Origin of the sequence: Flavobacterium sp. (assembly GCF_046073885.1) — a bacterium.
In the GTDB taxonomy this organism is placed as follows: Bacteria; Bacteroidota; Bacteroidia; order Flavobacteriales; family Flavobacteriaceae; genus Flavobacterium.
In genome coordinates this window covers 20172-44498 of sequence record NZ_JBJTND010000015.1, presented here as the reverse complement: position 1 = coordinate 44498, position 24327 = coordinate 20172, and the positions used below count along the sequence as shown (strand labels likewise).

The window sequence follows — 24327 nt, the reverse complement described above, 5'->3', positions numbered from 1 at the left end:
ACGAAATGATTTTATAATTCTTAAACAAAAAAAAATCCCGTTCTCTCGAACGGGATTTTTTTAACCTTTTATAATTCTATTAATAAAATTCTAATCTGTTATCTTCAATATCTGCATCGTTTTTCAACGCTGGGAATACTCTTCCTACAGATTGAGCATTACTAGCTTTTACTTTATTGATGTAATCATCATATTTAGGCAATTTTGGTGCTTTAGTAACCGCTTTAGTCATTACAACAAACACTCCAGAATTACCTTCAATTGGAGCAGATACTTTATTTACAACAGTACCAAATGCCATACCAACTACTTTAGGTTCCATTCCAACATTAGCTAAAAGTGAGTTCTCTACAGAAGCAGCAGGCGCATTTTGAACAGTAGAACCATTTGCTTTTGCAATAGCATCCAATGAAGAACCTTTCATTTTAGCCATAATTTTCTCTGCTTTCTTTTTGTTTTTAATGATACCTTCCACCATTGGTTTAGCCTCTTCAACCGTCATTAATCCTTTCTCGTTGATTTTTTTCAACTTAGCAATTACACTACCAACATTTACAACGTCAAATTTCTTAACATCACCAACGTTAGTTTCTTTGCTGTAAGCCCATTTGATAATTTGTCTTTGGCTACCCGCAACTCCAAATGCCTCATCCATAGCTTTCGCTTTTACAGAAGGATTCACTGTTAATTTTGCAGCTTTTGCAACAGCAGCAAAATCTTTATTGCTAGTAGCATCCATTTCAAATTTGGTTGCTTTAGTATAAATTTCATTGTTAGTAGCTTCTGATGGCTCAATTTTTTGAGCTACAGTTGCTAAACGAATAGCATCTTGCTTATCGGTAACATTAATAATATGGTAACCAAATTCAGTTTCAACTAATCCAATTTTTCCAACTGGGTTGCTAAAAACATAATCATTAAAAGGTTTAACCATTTGCCCAGGAGCAAAATATCCTAAGTCACCACCTTGCTGAGCTGAAGAATCATCTGAGTTAGTTAATGCCAACATCATGAAACTTCCTGGGTTAGCCAATGCTTGTGCCAATAACATATCGGCTTTTGCTTTAGCTTGCTCTTTAGTTCTTTTTTCTTTTTTGTTTGGAAGTTTTGTCCCTTCCCAACTAATTAAAATGTGACTAGCTTTAGCTTTAGCTCCAGCTTTTCTACCCATTGCTTTAGATAAACAATAGTAGTTTCCGTTGATGTAAGGACCATAAATTTCTCCAGCAGGTAAAGCAAATAATTGATCTGCGTGTTCTGCAGGTAAATCTTGTTTAGTTACAAAAGTTGAATCGTATGGTTTATCTGAATTTTCAGCAATAAAATCTGCTACATTTGGAGCTGTTTTAAAGCTTGGCAATGTATCATTTGCACCAGTTTCTTTGTTGTAAACAACACTTCCAGTTAACAATCCGTTGATTTTAGCTTTCATTTCAGCTTCATCTTTGGCAGAAGGTTTATTTTCAATTAATACGTATTCAATTTCACGAGTTTCTTCCGATTTGAATTTTTTCTCGTTTTTCTTCATGTAGTCAAGGATGTCTGCATCAGTAACTTTTACATCACTATCTTTAACTGTAGAATATAAAACCGAAACATAATCAAAATTGATTTTATCAGCTTCTAATTTGTATTTGAATTTACCATCTGCATTTGTAGCATACAATCCAGCTTTAATCATACTGCTATAAATTTGGTATTTAGCATTGATTTCAGCATCTGTTTGACGGTCTTCAAAAGCTTTAGCTTGCTCTGGATTATTTTTAAAGAACTCTTTAAATTTTGCCAAATCAAATTTACCTAATTGATTCAAAAACGCAGGGTTTTGACCAATATTTGGATCTTTTTTGAAAATTTCAATAATATTATTTTCGCTAGTACGGATACCTGCTTTTTCGAATTGATCTGATATTAAAGCAATAGCAATCTCTTGCTCCCACATTTGATTAGCAGCTTGTGTTTGCGTAACTGGTTGCCCATTTTGCCCATTTTTTTCTGCATTGGCTACTTTAATTCTGAATTGATCAAAAGAAATGTCTTTTCCATTAATGCTACCTACGTCTTTTGATTGACTTTTAAATCCTTTAACAAATAAATCTTGAACTACAAAAGCCAAAAGAGCGAATCCTATAGCTAGTAAAAGTAATCCAGAACGTTTTCTAATTGTTTGTAAAACTGCCATTTTATATATGTTATTTTTATTTCAGTTTGCGAAAATACAATTATCTACGAAATAATAATAATTGTAGGCTTATAAATTGCACTAAAAAGTTAATTTTTTTTTATTCTTGATCAAAAATTGTCATTTTAACTACATCAATTTTGGTATTTGTAGCTTCTTCGATAATAAAATGAAAATTATCTACCCGTATTTCATCTCCCTTTTGTGGTATTTCCTTAGAGGTGTTTACGATAAATCCGCCCAAAGTTCCATAAGAATCGTCTTCGGGAATATTAAGTTTATATTCTTGGTTTAGGTACTCTACATCTAATCGCGCCGAAAAAACATAGGTGTTATCGTTAATTTGTTTTTCAATTAATTCTTCGTCATTATCGTGCTCGTCTTCAATTTCTCCAAACAACTCTTCTATAATATCTTCAACAGTAATAATCCCTGATGTTCCACCATATTCGTCCAATATTACAGCAATACTTTTTCTCTTTTTGGTAAGTACATTCAACGCATCTTTTACAAATATTGTTTCGGGAATAAACTCAACCGGAATCATAATGGACTTTATATTTTTTGGTTTTTTGAATAACTCAAATGAATGTACATAACCAATAATATCATCTACCGAGTTTTGAAAAACTATAATTTTAGAATAACCCGTTTTTATGAATAATTCTTTTAAATCCGACACCGAATCAAACAGATCAATTCCAACAATTTCTGTCCTTGGCGTCATAATATCACGAGCTTTAACTCCTGAAAATTCTAGAGCATTCTGAAAAATTTGAATTTCAGAGTCAACTTCTTCGTGATCTTCTACCGAACTCATTTGTTCATTGATGTAATTTCCTAATTCAACTTTACTAAAATAAGATGGAACAAAATCTCCTTCTGTTTTGAAGAATTTCTTTAAAATATAATCTGAAATCCAAATAATAAAAGTTGAAATGAAATTGAATATTACATAAAAAAAGTAACTAGGTACCGCAAAAAATTTCATGAAATTATTAGCATATACCTGAAAAAATACTTTTGGCAAAAATTCGGATGTGATTAAAACGATTAGCGTAGAAATCACCGTTTGTAGAATTAAGCTTGGAAATTCCAATAGATGAAACGGTAGTTTTTCAATCCAATGCATCACTAAATCTCCCATAAAAAACCCATAAACAACCATAGAAATATTATTTCCAACTAGCATGGTTGCTATAAATTTGGATGGTTTTTCGGTTAGTTTTGCTAGTATTTTAGAAAGAAAATTATCTTGTTTTTTTTCAATTTCAAGATAAATTTTATTTGATGAGACAAAAGCAATTTCCATCCCCGAAAAGAATGCACAAAGAAGTAAACATAAAACGATTACTACTATATTCATTATTAGCTATTAGAATTGTTTTCTCTATTTCGATCTTCAAATTTTTTAGCAAACTTGGTTCTGAAAAAGAATGTAAAAAAGGCTAATCCAGCCAAAACAAGGCTCAACCATGGCTTTGGATTTTCTTCCCATCTGGTAATAAAATCATATGCCATAATAAATCCAACGCCTAAATAAATGTATTTTGTGATTTTTAGATAATTCATAGTATTATTGTTTTTCTACTTCTCCAGAAACTACTTGAGAATTAATTATTTTAAAGTCTTTACTAAAGTCAACCCCTTCACCATACGAAACTCCTTTTGGATCTGTAAATTTATATGATTTTTCGGTATAAAACCATTCGTTTTTTTGATCAAAATACAATTGTTCGGTTTCAAATAGCTGCCCTACTTCATTACTTATTTTGACCGCTCCTCGCAAATCAATTAAAGAAGTGTTTTTATAAGAAATGGCGTATTTAGATTTTACAAAAGTTTTTTTACCTAATTGATCATATAAAGTAACCTTTACTCCATTTGGAAATTCGGTATATGGAAACTCTACCGTTGCAAAATCCAACATTTTTGGACTTACTAAAATTGATTTTATCCTTCCCGAATCGGTGTATTTAATATTTATGGAATCGGCTTCACCACTTGGAACAAATTCAGAAAAGGTAGATTTTTGTACTTCTTTAAAATTCCCTTCGCAAGAAAATAATGAGAATCCTACAAAAGCAGTTATACAAAAGAGGATGTTATTTTTTGCAACAGCACCCATAATTAAAATTGCACTGTTTGCTGTATCCAACAACCAATTGTTGCCGACTTTTCTTTTGAATGATCATCAAATATCATCCTTTTAAGATATTCTGCCGACATTGCCTCTGCTGTAGACTTTAATCTAGGTTCAACTTCTATAGACTTAAGAACCGTATTGGAAGCTAATTTGTAAATAGCATTTTTTTCAATAGTATTTGCACCACACTCTTGTACACTATTGGCATATAAATTGGCTAAGAAAATATAATATCTTCCATTGCTAGGGTTATTTTCTAGGGCGCTTAACACCATTTTTTGTGAAGTCGCTTTATCATTTGAAGCCAATATGCTAGCTATTGAATAATATGTAGTTGCTTTTTCTAGCTTTGTTGGAGCTAATTCGGCCGATTTTTTGAATAATTCAATGGCTTTTTCTTGATCTCCAGTATTTAAATAATAAGTTGCTAAATAGTAAGCAGAAACCGAGGTTGGATTGATTTTATCTAATTTACTAGCTACTGTTTCAAATAGTGGTTGGTTTTTACATTTAACCGAAAGCACTCTAGCAACAGGTTCTAACCAAGAGGTATCTACAGAGTTTAACTCTAATTTTTTTTGTGTATACGCTACAATATTATCTTTGGCAAGTATATCCTTCATTAGTAAATCTATACCCAATTCAACCCTATGGTATTCCTCTTTTTTTGTTGGGTATTTTGAGCTATTTGCAGCAATTAATGCATTAACTGCACAATATTTATCAAGTAATGTCTCATTAGACATTTCTGTTTTACTTGCTTTAAATTTTGAAAAATACAATTCGAAGTAATTGTATATTGCTTGAGAGTTAGCAAATGTTTCCTTTTCCTTATCAAATGCTCTATCTAAATAAGAAAATACCTCTTGGGGAGTTCCTACATTATAGGTATATAGAGCTATGGCTCTTTTTTCGTAATTACCATTTTTGTTTGCAGGAAAATATTTATCGTATTGATTAAAGAATTGCAACAAATCTTTTACTTTACTTTCTTTATCTTTTGCATCTGCAATTTCAATTTGGTATTGTAAAATTCTATTTCCTAATTTATATAAATTCTCACTAAAATCTGGACAAGAAACTTTTGCTTCATTCCATAAATCAAGAGCTTTATTATTTTCATTATCAATTAAATATTGAGCCAATTGTTTTTCTTTATTGGCACAACTTTTTTCTTGAGCATTTGCAAAAGAAGTAAGAATTACTAATAATAAAAATATTTTTGCTTTCATATTAATTCAATAAAATTAATCGTATTTTCTTTTAACGAACCATCTGTCATTAAGTGACAAGCCTACATTTATGTTCATGTAATTTTCATCTACTAGTCCGGCGCTTTTTGTACCTCTGTTCCCAAATTCTACACCAATATTAATATTTGAAAAAGTCCCTCTTAAAGGCATTCCTATTCCTAAAGTTACAGCTTGATCTTTAATTGAAGTATTATTCACAACTAAACCAGTATTTTCATATCTCAAACCTCCTCTGTAAACCACACGGCTAAAATAATTGGTAAAAGATTTATGATTTGGAATATAATAACCTCCAATAGTAAGTTTAGTTGCATTTTGATAACTTACATTAGCAATGTCTGAAAATCTATTTCCAAAATTACTTGAGTTTTGAAATATTAATTCGGTTCCAATTATCCATTTTGTTGAATCACCTAATCCTAATCCAAAAGTGAATTTTGACGGAAGACTTAATTTAGTACTAGGCACTCCAATTTCAACAGGATCTCCAACTACTCCTGCATCAACTCCATTCACAGTTTGCACTAAAGATACTGTTCTTGTATTTGTTAAATTAACATTAGATGAAGGAGAATAAATAGCGCTAGCAAATAAATTTATTTTTTTATTTAATTTAGATTGATACGATACCCCAGTTGTAATATTTGCACCATTAACAATAGATTTATTTACTTCTTTAGAAGCATATTGTATTGGAAAACCATTCACATCGTAACGTATTGCAATATTTTGGGTATTTATTTGTCCAAAGTTATATTGTACATCTGCACCAATACTTAACCCTTTAGTCAACTGATATCCAAACCCTAAAAACACTTTATTAACACCTCCATCACCTTTATCATAACTATCGGTTCTAATTAAGTTACTATCTGTAATACTACTTTTTAAATTATAGCCAACAGATGAATACGGAATCAAACCAAAACCAATTCCAAGTTTTTTCATAGGAATACCAACAGCTAAATAATCAAGAGCTGTACGTTGCGCTTTTTCACTTTGTGAATCGGTAGTTAACTTATTTACTGTAAATGTTCCACCAACTGCATAGGTAGTTAATTTCAAACTAGAATACATTGCTGGATTTATAATATTTAAGTGAATGCTATCAGGCACTATTGCTAATCCACCCATTGAGGTATTTTCTACAGTTCCCTTAAAGCGAACATCACCGATACCATAAAAAGAATAAGGAGAAGAAGTTCCGTTTTGTGCAAAAGAAACTAAAGAAAAAAGTAAACTAATACTTACTATAATTTTTTTAATCATTGTTGATTGTATTGAAAAGTTTGATTCAAACTCTCTAAAAGAAAATTTGGATTGGCAAATATGGTATTTTTTAATCGTTTAGCCAAAAATTCTGCGTCTCCACCCGTTAAAATTATGATAAAGTTATCATTTCTATCCAAAATAGAAGAAATAAATCCATCTAATTCAAAGGCAATTCCATTTACGATACCCGAATGAATGGATTGCATAGTAGAATTTCCAATTAGAGCGTCTGGCGATTCCATAGTTAATAACGGAAGTTTAGCCGTATAAGTATGTAATGATTCATATCGAAGTCGAATACCAGGAGATATGGCGCCTCCATGATACACATTATTAGAATCTATAAAATCATAGGTAATACAAGTTCCTGCATCAATAACCAACCTGTTTTGATTTGGATACAATTGCACTGCTCCCGTTGCAAGAACCATTCTATCCATTCCAAGCGTTTTTGGAGTGGAATAAGAATTTGTAAAAGGAAACTTAGTATCTTGAGTAATAAAGAGGACTTTTAATCTTGAATTATATTCAAAAAAGTCATTTTCATCGCTATTTCCTACAGAAGCAACTACTAATGCTTCTATTTTAGAAAATAATTTCAGATAATTTTCTACCTCAATTTTCCATCCAGAAAGGGGTACTATTTTTTTATCAAGAAGGGTATTCAGTTCAAATACAGCTAATTTGACTTGGGTATTTCCTATATCGATGGCTAGAAGCATAATTGAATATTTTGAATTGCAAAGTTACAAATAGATTTTTTTTTAATAATTGTTTTGGATAAATTAAAAATCGTTCTATATTTGCACCCGCGTCAGCAAGGTACCTTAGCTCAGATGGTAGAGCAATGGACTGAAAATCCATGTGTCCCTGGTTCGATCCCTGGAGGTACCACTTAAACCCGAATAGTTAACTATTCGGGTTTTTTGTTTTACATTACTTTTGAACATAAAAAAACCTCTCGCAAGGAGAGGTTTTAATTATATTAATAAAAAATAAATTATTCTTTGATTAATTTGATAGTTTTTTCGTTAAGATTTGAATCTGTAACTTTTACAAAGTAAACACCTTGATTTAATTCTGAAATAGATAAACCTTCGTTTGCAACTGCATTATTGAAAGTTTTAACTAATTGTCCAGTTAAATTAAAGATTTGAACTTTAGCAACATCTGTATTAATAGCAAACATTCCTTTAGTAGGATTTGGCGCTACATAGAATGAAGTATTTGCAAATTGATTAGCACTTAAAGTATCTGTAAAGTTATATGCGCCTGTAGCTCTATTAAAAGTTACATCATAAGTACTAGCAACATTTACATCAATGTTTGAACCTGGCATACCTGCAATACCTGAAGGGAATGCTGCATCACCATAACTTGTAGTCCATGCATTGTTTACTCTAAATTTAGCTTGACCAACAGTTAATACTACACCAGTAGCTGTAAAATTAATCCCGTTATCATTTGAAGTCATAGCAGTATCTGCACCCCAACCACCAGCTGTTGCACTACCAATAAGTGAAACTGTAGATGTAGTAAAGCTGTAGTTACCTGTTGATTTGTTAAAAGTAATAGTGAAATATCCTGCAGGAACAGAAATTGTACTAGTGTTACCTGAAGCAGCTGTACCAGCTGGGAATGAAGAAGCACCCCATACAACTGAAGTATTTTGAGTAAAGTTAGAATTTACTGCAGAAGCAAAATAAAGATCAGTTCCTGTGTAAGTATTACCGTCTGTAGTAGATAAAGTAATACCATTAAAAGTAATTACATCAAATGGTAGAGCAGCTACATACGTGAATGTATAAGCACCAGTAACTCTGTTGAAAGTAACATCATAAATTCCTGCTGCACTAGCAGAAACAGGGATGTTATCATTACCGTTTAAGTTACCTGTTCCAGCAGGGAAAGCAGTACTACCCCAGTTGCTAGCCCATGAATAGTTAGCTCTGAATTTTAATCCACCACTTAATAAAGTTACATTTTGTAATGAGAAAGTAACACCACCATCTGTAGAAACTAAATCAACATCGGTACTCCAATCACTTACAGCGTCTCCAATCATAGAAACTGGAACCTGAACAAAGTTATATTGTAATGTGTTTTTATTAAAGTCAACATTATAAAAACCTGAAGTTAATGGAATTGTTGGACCACCTGCAGTTGCAGATCCTGAAGGAAATGCAGTACCACCCCAAGTGTTTGAAGTGTTGTTGTCTTTAATAAATTTCACACCATCTGCTGTAAAGTGGTAATCAATTTTAGTATAGGTAATACCATCACCTGTTACTAAAGGCTCACTTGGAGTAGCCCAAGAGTTAAATCCACCATACATACCAATGTTGTCGTAGTTTGTAGAAACAGTAGTAAATGTATAATCTCCTGTAGTTCTGTTAAAAGTAACATCATAAGTTCCAGCTGGAACAGGAATGTTAGCTCCACCTGGCGTACCAGTTCCTGAAGGGAAAGTGTTACTACCCCAGTTTGTACCCCAATCTGCATTTTGACGGAATTTAACTCCACCAGAAATTAAGAAGGTATAATTATTAATAGTGTATACCACGTTGTCTGATGTATTCATTACAACATCTGAAGACCAACTAGTAAAATCACCAATCATTCCAATGCTTTGTGCATTAGTGTTTATGGCAAGAACCATAAAAAGTAACGAGAAAAATAGTTTTTTAATCATTTTTTTTTGTTTAATAGGTTAATGTGCAAATTTAATAATTTTTTGTTAGTAAAATTTTCAATATCTTATTTATTTGCTGTTATAATATTGAAAAAGTGTAAATTAATATAAATTTTTATTTATTCATTGGCTAAATAGTTTAAGGTTTATTATTTATTCTTTAATAATTTTTATTGTTTGTTGGAAATTATTTTCATCAAATACTCTTACTAAATAAACTCCATTATTTAATTCTGAAATTGAATACTTATAATTGGCATTTTGTTTATCAAAACCGCTTACTAATTGCCCTGTAAGAGTATAAATTTCTACTTTATTGGTATTAGTATTTAAATTGAAATAATCGTTTGTTGGATTAGGATATAAAGTAATCCATTTTTCAATAGCATTTTGAAATTCTGTCGATAAAGCTGGGGCAGCATTACCGTATACTCTAAATCCACCTGCTTCAATATTAATTGGTGTAGTTGTGCTTGAAACACTAATTGTTGAATTATCCATAAGGTTTACCCACGTTCCTGTATAAGGAAAATCTGGAGTAATATCGGATGCATCCGTATTAAAGTTAGCTAAAACAACTACATTTTTTAATTGATTTGTAGGAATAGCGTCATTCCAAATGTAAATTCTTTGCTTTAAATTACTCCCATTTGGACTAATTGCATAATTACTACTGAAAACCAGATTGTTTTTTTTGAGATCAATCATCTTAGCCCAATCGTTATAAATTTTATTGCGTTGCGTATTTGCCAACCAATTATTGATCCATTGTGGTTGTGGCTTTGTAGCTAATTTACAATCTCCTGATGTTGCATCTGTTTCTGTGTTGATTGTCCCATTACTGCAAGTATAAATAGAATCGCTCATTCCTAAATCGGCAAAATGCCAAATCATTTTTGGGCCTGGAACTAATAAACTAATAGCGCCAATAGCTGACATTCTGTATAATGCATTATTTAAATTTCCTAAAACCGGACTAGCACCTGAACTTACGCCATAGATTAATGCAGAATACATGATGCGCTCCTTGTCATGACTTTCTGGATAACCCATTACTCTTTTTGCAGTAAAACCGTGGGCTGTATTACCTACTCTAGTAATATCTGCATTAGAAGTATAACCCATTAACAACTGAGAATAAGCGGTAGTCATTTCTCCCCACATCATTACCCCTTTGCTAGGCGTTTCACCAATTCTATAATTTGCCCACTGCTGCTCTTCACTATCAATTCCTAAATGTTCAAATATTGTATAATGATACGGATCTAAAGACCAAGAATAATCTGCATAATCTTTTAAGATATCTACTCTGTCCTGTTGATAGGCATTGGTACAAGCATCATTTCCAGATGCGCAGGCTTGTGTAAAGCCTTTGGTTAAATCCCAACGGAATCCATCAATTTTAAATTCTTGTATCCATTGTTTAATAACTCTTTTGGTATAGTATTTTGTATAAATTGAAGAATGGTTGAAATCATTTCCTACACTATAACTATGTTTCGCATATTCATTAAAATACGGATTGTCGGCAGCAGGATCTCCCCAACCGTCACCATCTGCATCTTTCATCCACATTCTCACCATTGGATTTCTACCAAAAGCGTGATTTAAAGCCAAATCTAATATTACAGCAATTCTGTTTTGATGACATAAATCAATGAATTCTTTCATCTTATTTTGAGTACCATAGTATTTATCTAAAGCCATGTGGAAAGCCGTATTGTAACCCCAAGATTCATTTCCTTCATATTCCATAATTGGCATTAATTCGATCGCATTGATTTTCAAGTTTTTGAAATAATCAATTTTATCAATTAAAGTTTGGATATTTCGATTTGAATCAAAATCACGAATTAGCACCTCATATACTACTAAATTATCTTTACTAGGCTTTACAAAGTTAGTTGTTGCTGTACTCCAAGCATAAGGTGTTTGACCGGTTTGTAAAACGGTAACTTCTCTATCTTGTCCAGATGCTGTTGGGAAAGCAGGTAAGTTTGGATAGGAAGCTGCTGGAATATAGGGATCATCGTAGGATGACAATACCAAAGTTGAAAATGGATCTCCAGTTCTTACAAGTTTTGGAGAACCTGAAGTTGGTGTATTATCCACAACCCAATATTGATAAGTATATTTTGTGTCAGATGTTAAACCAGTTAATTCCAACCAAAATTTACCTGAAATTGGATCCAATTTCATAGCATAACTAGTATTTGGTTGCCAATTATTAAAACTACCCGCTACATATACAAAATCCTTACCAGGGGCGGTTAATACCAAAGTTGCCTTAGTTGGATCTGTAGGATTGTAATTTATTCCATCCTCAAGACCAGAAGCCATAGCAACACTTTGAGTAATAGGATCTACAATTGCATAAAATTTATAAGTAAAAGTTACCGACCCTAAATTTACTTGTAACTCAAAAGTAGTATTTGATGTAATATTTGTAGGCGTATAACTATAGGTAGTTCCTGAGGAACCATTAAGAAAAACTCCATTTGCTAATAATGTATAATTAGCAGCACCACCTGTATTTGAAGCGGCAATAGGCAAACTTTGACCAGATGTTATAATAGTAGTACTATTTGCAACGGGTGTAGTTAAGCTTGCTTGAAAGGCTCCAACATTAATGAAAGATCCTTGATTGTTTTGTAAATTCCCTGCAGCATTTCTAAATACCACACATATTTTAGTGATTGAACTTGTAGTTGGCACATTAAAATAAGTATATAAATCGGGTGAGATTGTAAGGGTATAAGTAGAAGTACCTGTTTGAGTTAATGCAGGTTGAGTTGTATTATTCCCCCAAGATCCTTTCACATTTTGCCAATCAACGCCATTTACAGTAACGCCAATGTGTGCATAAATAACCCCTGTATAGGAAGCTAATGCAGTACCAGTTTTATTAAAATTAATAGTAACCGACTGATTTGCTTCAAATGAAGTTGGTGTAGTTGTTATTTGTGCGTTTAGCGTTATTGTAAATAAAACTAAAAAATAAAAGAGTATTTTTTTCATCGTTGTTGTGACAAATGGTTACTTAATTCTTAAGGTAATTGTACAAATCTTAAATTGTAGTTTGCCGAATTTCTTAAATCCAACACAACTTTATAATTTCCTGGCGCCAATAACTTAAATTGAGATTGACCTCCTAATTTCATTTTATTTTTAATGCTTGACAATGCATCAGGAGAAATTTGCAAATCAGGAACATTATTATCAATTCCAAAACGCTCTACTTTATCAGCCAATGCAGAACTATTATCTTTAAGCTGGATGAAACCAGTTCCTGCCGATAATGTTACATTGTCGATAGTAAACATTCTATATGTTTGCGATGTTGGATCGGTATCATATGTAAAATATTTGTTTACCTGAGATGTCATAATTCCTTTTAAAGAAATTAATCTTTTTATTGCAGTATATTTATTATTTACCCAATCAGCTTTGATAAAATAAGTTCCTGCACCCGTTAAGGCAGCAACAGGAGTAATAATATTACTTGTTGAAACATCTGCCGAAGCCATGATCTCTCCAGCGAAATTTCCTAAGGGAGTAGTAAGACTTACACTAGCCATTGTGGTTTGAGTGTATTGAGTTTTTAATCCTTTAATATCTAAAGTTGTAGCGGTAGGGTTAGCAAATTTAAATTGAGGAGCAGCAACATTCATGTATACAAACCCTTCATATACTCCATCTTTTAGTGGCGAATAAATTAATGGAGAATTTGATGTTCCGTTCATGTTAATATCCCAATTTGCAAATGTGCTAGTTGCACCAAAGTTTCCAATTACATACAATTTCGGAGCTTCATCAATTGGATCGTACACATTACTTGTAAAGGCTACTTCTTGAGAATATTCTCTAAGACCATTTACAGAAGTGTCCAATTGATTTGAAGGTTGAGCATAAACTCTCATTTTAAAATTTGAAACTGCCCCTATTGTTGCTCCAAGAGCCTTAAGTTTACCATTTAAAGTGGTAGTCGTAATTGCTTTTTCATAGGTAGAATTGGTGTACTCATTGTATGTATCCAATGGAATAACCTGTGGTATAACCGTTGAAGTATCAAAATTATCTGCAGCTGAGATAATTTGAAGTACATATTTAACAGATGCTGAATACCCAAAATTTGCAGAAGTCCATCGCACTGTTAATGCTGTAGCGCTAAAATTGTTTGGATTCAAGGTTAAACTTGTCCCATTATTTGGCGAAACTAAGTTCATAGAGCCCGAGATACTTGCATTTGGATTATTCATGTCCTTATCACAAGACACAAAACTAGCTATCATCCCCGCAGCAATAATAAAACTAAAAAGTAATTTTTTCATAATTATATTTTTTATCTAATAGTTTAGAAAATTCTAGAATTCAAATTAATATCCAGGATTTTGAGACAATAATGCGTTAGAATTTAATTCTTTGTTTGGAATTGGATATATTAAAAAGTGTGCATCAACTGGATTTCCAGATTGATTTCCACCTTTCCATTCCCAATTGTAATCACTTAAGTATTTTCCTAAACGAATTAAATCTTGTCTTCTATGCCCTTCCCAGTATAACTCTTTTGCTCTTTCTTTTAAGATGAACATTGCTGGATCTGAAACATAATCTGCCATTGTTGCCGGACTTACTCCTCCTCTACTTCTTAAAGCATTAATATACCCCAAAGCAGTTGTAGCACTTCCTTGACCATTTACTAATGCCAATTCTGCATACATTAAATAAACATCACCCATTCTGAACATTGGGAAATCGGTATCTGGGAAAGATAAATCTTGACCATTTGAACCATCCGATTTTTTATTTGAATATTTAATTAATTTTTTTCCTTGATTAAAATCTGCATAATTTGCAATTGAAACCGGATCATTATTTCCAGGCACATAAGTCACACGTGGATCAGTACCTACCGTTTCTGTAAATTCTTTTCTAGTTCTAAAACCAGACCATCCATTATTAACTCCTAATGTTAAACCAACTGCATTTGAACAAGAACCGTGAATTAAATAGGTTGTACCTCCCCATGTTTGAGTTTTTACTCCATCAAAACAAATAGGGAAAATAATCTCATCTTGAGCTCCGTTTGAGTTGTTATCTGCTTTAAATAAATTAGAATATGGAATGTTTGCGATACCATATGCAGAACCAATTAAATTATTAACTACAACTAAAGCGTCTGCACTGCGGTCAACACCAGTGTATACTTTAGCATTTAATAATAATTTTGCTTTTAACATCCAAGCCGCTGCTTTATCTGCTCTACCATACTGATTGGTTTTTGGAGCTAATAACTCCCCATCAATAGCATTTAATTCATCTAATATGAAATTAAAAATAAATGTTCTTGATTGCATTGGAGGTGGTGTACCTAATAAATCTTGATCCGTTCCAAAAGGTAACTTACCAAAAATATCCATTCCATGATAGTAAGATAATGCTCTTAAAAAACGAACCTCAGCACGGTAAGTTTGAATTTTTGCCCTTAAATCTGGATCAACATTTCTTCCATTTAATTTTTCTTCTGTTGTTTCTCTTAAAAACTCATTACAAAGTCCAATTTGGAAAAATATTCTAGCAAAAAATGCTTCTGTAAATACGTTATCTGCATTCCAAGTATTCAAGTTAAGATCTTTTAATGTTGGATCTCCCCATGAAATAATTGCTTCATCTGTTGGTAATTCTTGCAATTGCCAGTACCCTCTTAAATATTGAGAAAACCCTTCATCAACTGTTCCAGGACCCGAACCTAAATCGGAACTTCCAGCAGGACCCGATTGCCCAGTTACTGCCAATCCGCCATATATTTTAGCTAAGAATTGTTGATATGAATCCGGGTTGCTATAAAAATCTTCAGATGTGAAATCATCATCATCCTTCGGACTGATATCTAAACTACAAGAGCTTAACACTAATAGTAAAAAGCTTACTATAAAAAATCTAGAATTGAAATTTATTTTTTTCATCTTACTTTTATATTAAAAATTAATATTTGCTCCTAACATATACATTCTCGCTCTTGGGAATATTGCACCATCAATACCATTATTGAATACCTCTGGGTCAATTCCTCTATACTTAGTAATAATAAGTGCATTTTGAACCCCAACATAAAATCTCATATTGGTTTTTTCTCCAAAAAGTTGGTTGAATTTGTATCCTACCGTTACGTTATTAAGTTTTAAGAAGGATGCATCAGTAATGTAGTAATCGGATTCTTTTGTAGAATTGATTTTAGTAAAGTTGGAATCATTAAAATTAACTGGTGCATTGTTTAATGTCCCTGATTGAGTATTATTAATAACATCAGCAGCAGCACTTCCTGCAGAAACTTGATCATAAACATAGTTTCCAAAACTTGCTTTCCACGCCATAGAGAAATCCCAATTTTTATACATTGTAGCATTTACCATAAAGCCCATTGTATAATCTGCTTGTGGTTTTTTGTAGTTGTATTTATCTTTACTATCAATCACACCATCGTGGTTTCTATCTACAAATACACCTTCAATTGGTTTTCCGTTGGCATCATATACTTGTTCGTACACCCAGAATGAATACGGCGCTAAACCAACTTTATGAATTTGAGTGAATTGTTGTAAACCAATACCTCCAACTAATAATCCATCAGTAAACAAGTCAGTTAATGTCAATTTATTATATGTGAAGTTGTAGTTAAAATTCACATCTAAATTTTTTCTTTGAATTACATTATAGTTAACAGAAAGGTCAATCCCTTTTGATTCTAATGAACCAATGTTTCTATAACCATAAATTCTTAAGTTTTGAAGCGCTCCTTCAGCAACTTGAGAAAATAAATCGGTTGTTTTTGCAACATATAAATCCAAAGAAGCTTTTAATCTGTTATTTAAGAAACCAAAATCAAAACCAACATTGTATTTCTTACTGTTTTCCCATTTAAGATTTTGATTGTATCCTTCAGGTTTTGAAATAATTACAAAGTCATTACCAAATTGATAATAGTTGTTGTTAGCTGTATTGTATCGTTTAAACCAATCGTAAGGAACTGGAAGATCTTGTTGTCCAACTTCTCCGTATCCTAATCGTAATTTTAAGTCAGAAAAAACTTTTGAATCTTTCAAGAAATCTTCTTGTTTAATTTTCCATGCAAATGCATACCCCATAAAATTTTGGTATTTGTTTACATTGGAAATTTTAGAAGATCCATCACGTCTAAAATTCGCAGTAAATAAATATTTATCATTGTATCCTAAGTTCACACGGCTGAAAATAGCACTTAGTTTATTTCCTGGATCAGTATAAACATCAGATACTTTAACTTCTTCATATCCAGCATATCCATAGGCATTTTTATTTCCTGAATAGTAGCTTTGGTATTGAAACTCTTGATAGTTGTATCCTACTAATGCATCAATATCTAGTTTATTGATTTTTTTAGTATAGTTCAATTGGTAACTTACATTATGGTTTTTATTATGCCACCAATTAGTTTGAGTATATCCGATTGGAAGGTTTTGAGAAGTACCTCCAATAGATAATGTTTGTAGACCAATTCTAGCATTTGGGTTGGTTGATAGCATACCATCTCCATTTTGAACTTCCAAACCTGCATTAATAATAGCTTTAATGGCAGGGAAGAAATGAAGTTTATATTCCATGTTGAAATTTCCAAAAAAGCGATTGTTATTAGAAATCTCTCTTTTTTCTAATAATAATGCAACTGGGTTGGCTGTACCGTTAGGATTACCTCCATTGGTCCATTCTGTATAACCAGCAAAAGGAGAATTAGGATCATAAACAGATTGAGTAGGATCATAAGAAAGTGCACTTCCTATAGCGCCCTCATCTGCAGATCTTCTAAAAGTATATGCATAATTACCTGTAATGTTAAATTTCAAGTGATCATCAAAAAAACTTGGATTGATAGAGGTAGAAATTGTTGTTCTTTTAAAGTTTGAAGTTAACAATAACCCGCTATTATCTGTATTTCCAATAGTTAAACGAGAAGGTATTTTTTTGAATAAATTACCTGTTAAAGATAAACTTAAATCTGTAGTATAGTTTGGCTTGAAAATTTCTTTTTGCCAATCGGTATTAGCATTTCCTAACATACTCACTTTAGTTGGAGCAATATTTCCAATTAAATCTCTAAAAGCATCAGCAGAATAAACATCAATTTGTTTTGCTAAAGTATTGTAGGTAGTAAAAGTATTTAATGAAACTTGTACTCCATTTTTAGATCCTTTTTTAGTAGTAATAATGATAACACCATTAGAACCTCTGTTTCCATAAATTGCGGTAGCCGAAGCATCTTTTAAGATAGAAAACGTTTCAATATCATTTGGGTTAATTGAAGAAAGGCCACCCGTAATTGGCAAGCCATCAACCACTAATAACGGATCATTACTTGCTGCTAGTGAAGACCCTCCACGAATACGAATAACCGCATCGTTACCAGGAGTCCCTGAAGAGGTAATTACAACCCCTGCAGCTCTACCGTTTAACAAGCCGTCAACACTGGTAATAGCCCCTTTATTAAAATCTTTGGAAGTTATTAATTCTACCGATCCGGTAGCATCTTTTTTCTTAACAGAACCATATCCCACTTGGATTTTTACGTCTTCCAATTGATTCGCCTCCGAAGTCATCGTTACTGTAATCATTGATTGTCCAGAAAAAACAACTGTTTCGTTTTGATAACCAACGTAAGAAAATAAAATTTTAGCTCCTTTTTTTAAATTTTTGAATTGAAAATTCCCTTCAAAATCAGTTGATGCACCCTGTCCTGTGCCTTGCACAACTACATTCACACCTTGAAATGGTTTGTTTGTTTTTGAATCCAATACAACTCCTTGTAAAGTGCTCTGAGCGAACAGACTAATTGGAAACAAGAACATTAAAAACAACAATTTTTTGTAAATTGCTTTCATAAATTATGTTTAGGTTAATTAATTGTTTTAAAAGCTTATACTTTTACTTCGAAAGATTAAAATTATGTAAATAAATCGTATAAAAAAACTACTCCTTAATAATAGTGTTGCGAAAACGTTTGCGTGTTGAAAACTTTCCGAATTTTTCAAGTTTTATCTAGAAAAAATCAATGATTCCGAAAATAAATATATCTTTATTTTTTTTTTACTAATTATCAATTTCGCAACATGAAAAGAAAAGTAACTTTAAAGCAAATTGCAAAGGAATTAGACGTATCCATTTCTACCGTTTCCAAATCGCTTAGAGACAGCCCAGAAATAAGTGAAGATACCCGTCAAAAAGTGCAGGCTTTTGCGAAATTATACAACTACAAACCCAACAATATTGCACTTAGTTTAAAAAACAGAAAGTCGAAAACGATTTGCATTATTATTCCCGAAATAATTCACCATTTTTTTGCAACCGTAATCAGCGGTGTAGAGCATGTTGCCAACAAAAAAGGATACAATGTTATTGTTTGCCTTTCGGATGAATCTTTCGATAAAGAAGTAATCAACATGGAAATGCTTGCCAATGGAAGTATTGATGGTTTTATCATGTCATTATCTAAAGAAACCCAACAAAAAAGGGACTTTCACCACATTACCGAAGTTATCAATCAAGGAATGCCCGTGGTAATGTTTGATCGAATTACAAATGATATTCTTTGTGATAAAGTAATTATCGACGACAATTTAGCTGCATTTAATGCTACCCAATATCTCATTGACATGGGATTTAAAAAAATCGCACTTCTCACCACAATAGATTACGTAAGTGTTGGTAAATTAAGAACTGAAGGTTACATAAAAGCACTTCAAAACAATGATATTTCGGTTGATGAAAATCTAATTTTAAAAATTGAAGATACCGATAACTTTGAATCTTCTATTGAAGATTTGATTTTGAACAACGACATTGACGCCATTTTTGCAGTAAACGAAATTTTTGCAGTTACCGCGATAAAAACAGCAACCCGATTAGGAAAAAAAGTTCCCGAAGACCTATCAATAATTGGATTTACAGACGGTATCATCTCTAAATATTCTTCACCATCCATCACAACCGTAAGTCAAAACGGAATAAAAATGGGTGAAAAAGCTGCAATTATGTTGATTGAAAAATTAGAAATTGAAGAAGAAGATTACGAAGAACAATACAAAACCGAAGTGATTGAAACCGAGCTAATTGAGCGGGAATCAACACGTTAAATTAATTTATTTATTAACAAAAAAACGTTTTCGTAGACATTTTTTCTAAAATTTTTAATCATAATTTTAATTTCTTATTTCTTTTAATATCTTTACCAAATCAAAACTTATACTTTTTACTTCGAAAACAAAAAAATGAGTTTTGATAAGCATACTGCTTATCGTAATTTTTAAAAATTTACGATAATGAAAAAACCCAAATTAAGTTTTTGGCAAATTTTGAATTTAAGCTTTGGATTCTTAGGAGTACAAATAGGCTATTCGCTACAAAACGGAAATACAAGTAGAATTTTAGAAGCATTAGGTGCCGATGTTCATAGCATTGGTTATTTTTGGCTTGCTGCCCCTTTGGCAGGTTTAATTGTACAACCGATTATTGGTCTTTCAAGTGATAAAACTTGGACACGTTTAGGCCGAAGAATTCCTTTTATTTTAGTTGGCGCAATTATTTCTGCTTTGGCTATGTTTTTTATGCCAAATGCCGGAAATTTTACCAATCTTTTACCCCCATTAGTTTTTGGTGCGGTAATGTTATTATTGATGGATACTTCCTTCAATATCACGATGCAACCCTTTAGAGCATTAGTAGGAGATATGGTAAACGACGAACAAAAAAATCTAGGCTATTCCCTTCAAAGTGCCCTTATCAATTTTGGTGCTGTTTTTGGTTCGTTGCTTCCTTGGATATTAACCAAAGCCAATGTAGCTAACGTCCCAGCTGAAGGTCAAAAAGTTGCCGATTCTGTAATTTGGTCCTTTTATATCGGTGGTTCAATTTTATTACTTAGTGTACTTTGGACAGTTTTTAGAACAAAAGAATACGCTCCAAAAGAACATGCCGAATACAATAATATTGATCTTGATGCCACAGAATCTAAAGAAAAATCAAATCTATTTACACTTATTTCAAATACTCCAAAAATCTTTTGGCAATTGGGAGTAGTGCAATTCTTTTCTTGGTTTGCGTTATTTCTAATGTGGGTTTACACAACAAGAGCAATAGCCAATCAAGTTTGGGGTCCTGAAGCAGGAGACGCTAAATCACTTGGATTCAATGAAGCAGGAGATTGGACTGGAGTAATGTTTGCCTTTTACAGTGCAATTGCCGCAATATTTGCCTTATTAATTCCAAGTATTGCAAAAGCAATTGGCAGAAAAAAAACCTACAGTTTTTCACTTCTTTTAGGTGGAATCGGATTAATTTCAATGATTTTAATTCACGATAAAAATCTCTTATTATTATCTATGATTGGGGTTGGATTTGCATGGGCTGCTATTTTAGCAATACCGTATGCAATGTTATCAAGCTCCTTACCTGCAGAAAAAATGGGTGTTTACATGGGTCTGTTTAACGGAACAATAACCATTCCGCAAATTGCTGCTGGATTATTAGGAAGTACCTTAATTGCTGCATTTGGTGGAGCTCCTATTATGATAATTGTAATTGCTGGAATTTCTATGGCAATTGCTGGTTTAGCTGTTTTTACAATTAAAGAAAAAACAGAATAATTAGAATACAATGACAAATAAAAAAGCATTCATATTCGACCTTGACGGAGTAATTGTAGACACTGCTAAATACCATTTTTTAGCATGGAAAAAATTAGCTCAAGAACTAGGCATCGAATTTACTCACGAACATAACGAACAACTGAAAGGCGTAAGCCGTGTTCGCTCACTAGATATCATCTTAGAGCTAGGAAATATTCAAGCTTCTCAAGAAGATAAAGACAAATGGCTTATTCAAAAAAATGATGAGTACTTGTCGTATTTAGTAAATATTGACCAAAGCGAAATTCTACCAGGAGTACTTCCGGTTTTGCATTATTTAAAAGACAATAACCAACTCATAGCACTAGGATCTGCAAGTAAAAATGCTCGTCCTATATTAGAAAAAACGGGAGTTATGCCGCTTTTTGATGCTATTGTAGATGGCAACGATGTATCCAATGCTAAGCCCGATCCCGAAGTATTTCTACAAGCTGCAAAAAAACTGAACGCAACCAACGAAAACTCGATTGTTTTTGAAGATTCGGTTGCAGGAATTCAGGCTGCCAATACTGCCAATATGATCAGTATTGGAATTGGAGATGCAGCAACTTTACACGAAGCAAACTATCTATTTAAAGATTTCACATTTATTGATACCTCTTTTTTAGATACTTTAATAAATTAAAATTAGTTACAAATTTTCAAACGCTATTGAAGTTTGAAAATAGATTTAAAATACAGAATAATGAATCAAGATTACATTAAACCAGATAATTGGTCGATAATTGAAGAAGGATTTGATGCAGAAAGCGTAAAATCGTCAGAAAGTTTATTCAGCATCGGAAACGGTGCCATGGGTCAACGCGCCAATTTTGAAGAAACCTATACTGGTGAAACATTTCAAGGAAGTTACATTGCCGGAATTTACTATCCCGATAAAACTAAAGTGGGTTGGTGGAAAAATGGCTATCCAGAATATTTTGCAAAAGTGCTAAATGCACCAAACTGGATTGGAATTAACATTGAAATCAATGGCGAAATTTTAGATTTAGCTAAATGCAAATCGGTCGCAAATTTCCGCAGAGAATTAAACATGAAAGAAGGTATTTATTACCGTTCATTTGAAGCTACCCTGCAAAACGGAACCCAGGTTGTGGCAAAAATTACTCGTTTTCTATCTTTAGATTTAGATGAATTAGGAATTATCAATTTTGAAATCACTCCATTAAATGGGGATGCCAAAATTGTATACAAACCATATCTAGATGCCGGAGTTCAAAATGAAGATGCCAACTGGGAAGAAAAATTTTGGGAGCCGCTAGATGTTGCTCATTCTGGAAATGAAGCATTTGTAACCGCTAGAACTTTTAAAACCCATTTTACAGCAACTACTTTCATGCACAATACTATTTTGCTAGAAAGTAACAACCTAAATTATGCGCCTTCAGAAGTTACTAAAACTTCCGACAGAATTGAATTTTCCTATGAAGTTACTGTTGCAAAAGGTCAAACAAGTGCCATTCAAAAATTAGGTGGATATACTGTTTCATTAAACCATCAAGACACTATTAGCGCTGCTAAAAAAGTAATTGCACAAGGACTTGAAATTGGTTATTTGAAATTAGCAGAAAATCAAAAACAGGCTTGGTCAAAAATTTGGGAAATGAGTGACATTACCATTGATGGTGATGTAAAAGCACAACAAGGAATTCGTTTCAATATTTACCAATTGAATCAAACTTATTTAGGAAAAGATTCTCGCTTGAATATAGGTCCAAAAGGATTTACAGGTGAAAAATATGGTGGATCTACCTATTGGGATACTGAGGCGTATTGCATTCCGTTTTATATGGCTACCAAAGACCAACAAGTAGCTAGAAACCTGTTGACCTACCGTTACAACCAATTGGACAAAGCCATTGAAAACGCAGCCAAATTAGGGTTTACGAACGGTGCTGCATTGTACCCAATGGTTACCATGAATGGTGAAGAATGTCACAACGAATGGGAAATTACATTTGAAGAAATTCATAGAAACGGAGCTATTGCCTTTGCAATTTTCAATTACTTCCGTTACACAGGAGACTACTCTTACATTCCAGAAAAAGGATTGGAAGTGTTGATTGGAATTGCTCGTTTTTGGCACCAAAGAGCTACCTACTCTACCCATAAAAATCAATATGTAATTCTAGGAGTTACAGGTCCAAACGAATATGAAAACAATGTAAATAATAATTTCTACACGAATTATTTAGCGAAATGGTGTATTGATTATGCCGTGGAGCAAATTAACAAAGTAGAAAAAGAATATGCATCTGATTTTGCTCGAATTATGAGCAAAGTAAATTTAGATACAGCCGAAATTTCACATTGGAAAGCAGTTGCCGACAATATGTATTTCCCCTATTCAGAAGAACTTGGAATTTATTTACAACAAGATGGCTTCTTAGATAAAGAGTTGGTAAAAGTTCATGATTTAGATCGATCACAACGCCCAATTAACCAAAAATGGTCATGGGATAGAATTTTACGTTCGCCTTATATCAAACAAGCCGATACCTTACAAGGTTTTTACTTCTTTGAAGATCATTTCACCAAAGAAGAATTAGAAAAACATTTTAATTTTTACGAGCCGTTCACTGTTCACGAAAGTTCACTTTCGCCTTGTGTGCATTCTATTCAAGCAGCTGTATTGGATAAAATGGAAATGGCTTACACCTTTTATTTAAGAACTTCCCGTTTGGACTTAGACGACTACAACAAAGAAGTGGAAGAAGGTTGTCACATTACCTCTATGGCGGGAACTTGGATGAGTATTGTAGAAGGTTTTGGTGGAATGCGTGTAAAAAATGACACTTTACATTTTGAGCCAAAAATTCCAAAAGAATGGCAAGGTTATTCGTTTAAAATCAATTTCAGAAATCAAATTGTGAAAGTGGTTGTGAATCAAAATGAAACTTTATTTTCTTTAGATGGCACACAAGCTATTAAAGTCGTTGTTAAAGGAAAAGAAATTCAAGTAGAACCTAACAGCTTAGTCAAAGTTTAATTATTATTCGATATTTTAAGTCGCAAAGAAGTTCTTTGCGACTTATTTTTTTTATATTAGTTCCTCATTATCAAAATCA

Annotated in this window: 16 protein-coding genes and 1 tRNA gene; 5 read left to right on the top strand and 12 right to left on the bottom strand. The window is 32.6% G+C overall.

Annotated elements, in window-relative coordinates; genetic code table 11:
• Positions 1-79: 79 nt before the first annotated feature.
• The 7 genes from ACKOWY_RS02455 to ACKOWY_RS02425 form a co-directional block, all read right to left on the bottom strand.
• Positions 80-2182, bottom strand: coding sequence for a peptidylprolyl isomerase (locus ACKOWY_RS02455; RefSeq protein ID WP_408939855.1), 2103 nt, complete (start codon positions 2180-2182; stop codon positions 80-82).
• A gap of 100 nt (positions 2183-2282) precedes the next feature.
• A complete protein-coding gene (locus ACKOWY_RS02450; RefSeq protein WP_408939854.1) occupies positions 2283-3548 on the bottom strand; it encodes a hemolysin family protein in 1266 nt (421 codons plus the stop codon).
• A 2-nt stretch (positions 3549-3550) separates the two neighbouring features.
• Complete coding sequence (locus tag ACKOWY_RS02445) at positions 3551-3754, bottom strand: hypothetical protein (protein WP_408939853.1); 204 nt, start codon at positions 3752-3754, stop codon at positions 3551-3553.
• A 4-nt stretch (positions 3755-3758) separates the two neighbouring features.
• Positions 3759-4340: an LPS export ABC transporter periplasmic protein LptC gene (lptC, locus tag ACKOWY_RS02440; RefSeq protein WP_408939852.1), complete on the bottom strand. Its 582-nt coding sequence runs from the start codon at positions 4338-4340 to the stop codon at positions 3759-3761.
• Positions 4313-5560, bottom strand: a complete 1248-nt coding sequence (locus ACKOWY_RS02435) for a tetratricopeptide repeat protein (RefSeq protein ID WP_408939851.1) — start codon at positions 5558-5560, stop codon at positions 4313-4315. The genes lptC and ACKOWY_RS02435 overlap by 28 nt, the downstream gene beginning before the upstream one ends.
• 15 nt (positions 5561-5575) lie before the next feature.
• Positions 5576-6850, bottom strand: coding sequence for a hypothetical protein (locus tag ACKOWY_RS02430; RefSeq protein WP_408939850.1), 1275 nt, complete (start codon positions 6848-6850; stop codon positions 5576-5578).
• On the bottom strand, positions 6847-7575 hold the full coding sequence (locus tag ACKOWY_RS02425) for a type III pantothenate kinase (protein ID WP_408939849.1): 729 nt from the start codon (positions 7573-7575) through the stop codon (positions 6847-6849). Before ACKOWY_RS02425 ends, ACKOWY_RS02430 begins: the two co-directional genes overlap by 4 nt.
• A 99-nt stretch (positions 7576-7674) precedes the next feature.
• On the opposite strand from ACKOWY_RS02425, the gene ACKOWY_RS02420 reads away from it, so the two are divergent.
• A tRNA-Phe gene (locus tag ACKOWY_RS02420) sits at positions 7675-7747 on the top strand.
• A gap of 106 nt (positions 7748-7853) precedes the next feature.
• Here ACKOWY_RS02420 and ACKOWY_RS02415 read toward each other — a convergent pair.
• From ACKOWY_RS02415 to ACKOWY_RS02395, 5 genes are all read right to left on the bottom strand, one after another.
• Entirely contained in the window at positions 7854-9545 is a 1692-nt protein-coding gene (locus tag ACKOWY_RS02415) for a T9SS type A sorting domain-containing protein (protein ID WP_408939848.1), read from the bottom strand.
• 153 nt (positions 9546-9698) lie between these two features.
• Entirely contained in the window at positions 9699-12563 is a 2865-nt protein-coding gene (locus ACKOWY_RS02410) for an alpha-amylase family glycosyl hydrolase (protein WP_408939847.1), read from the bottom strand.
• 29 nt (positions 12564-12592) lie between these two features.
• Positions 12593-13876 carry a SusE domain-containing protein gene (locus ACKOWY_RS02405; protein WP_408939846.1) on the bottom strand — a complete coding sequence of 428 codons (1284 nt, stop codon included), beginning with the start codon at positions 13874-13876 and terminating at the stop codon, positions 12593-12595.
• Between the two features lie 45 nt (positions 13877-13921).
• Positions 13922-15511 carry a RagB/SusD family nutrient uptake outer membrane protein gene (locus tag ACKOWY_RS02400; protein WP_408939845.1) on the bottom strand — a complete coding sequence of 530 codons (1590 nt, stop codon included), beginning with the start codon at positions 15509-15511 and terminating at the stop codon, positions 13922-13924.
• Between the two features lie 12 nt (positions 15512-15523).
• Positions 15524-18457 (bottom strand): SusC/RagA family TonB-linked outer membrane protein, encoded by a 2934-nt coding sequence (locus ACKOWY_RS02395; RefSeq protein WP_408939844.1) that lies wholly within the window; start codon positions 18455-18457, stop codon positions 15524-15526.
• Between the two features lie 228 nt (positions 18458-18685).
• Here ACKOWY_RS02395 and ACKOWY_RS02390 point away from each other — a divergent pair, with 228 nt between their 5' ends.
• From ACKOWY_RS02390 to ACKOWY_RS02375, 4 genes are all read left to right on the top strand, one after another.
• A complete protein-coding gene (locus ACKOWY_RS02390; RefSeq protein ID WP_408939843.1) occupies positions 18686-19708 on the top strand; it encodes a LacI family DNA-binding transcriptional regulator in 1023 nt (340 codons plus the stop codon).
• 186 nt (positions 19709-19894) lie between these two features.
• Positions 19895-21217, top strand: coding sequence for an MFS transporter (locus ACKOWY_RS02385; protein WP_408939842.1), 1323 nt, complete (start codon positions 19895-19897; stop codon positions 21215-21217).
• 10 nt (positions 21218-21227) lie between these two features.
• Positions 21228-21884, top strand: a complete 657-nt coding sequence (gene pgmB, locus ACKOWY_RS02380; protein WP_408939841.1) for a beta-phosphoglucomutase — start codon at positions 21228-21230, stop codon at positions 21882-21884.
• A gap of 60 nt (positions 21885-21944) precedes the next feature.
• Positions 21945-24248 (top strand): glycoside hydrolase family 65 protein, encoded by a 2304-nt coding sequence (locus ACKOWY_RS02375; RefSeq protein ID WP_408939840.1) that lies wholly within the window; start codon positions 21945-21947, stop codon positions 24246-24248.
• Positions 24249-24327: the final 79 nt, after the last annotated feature.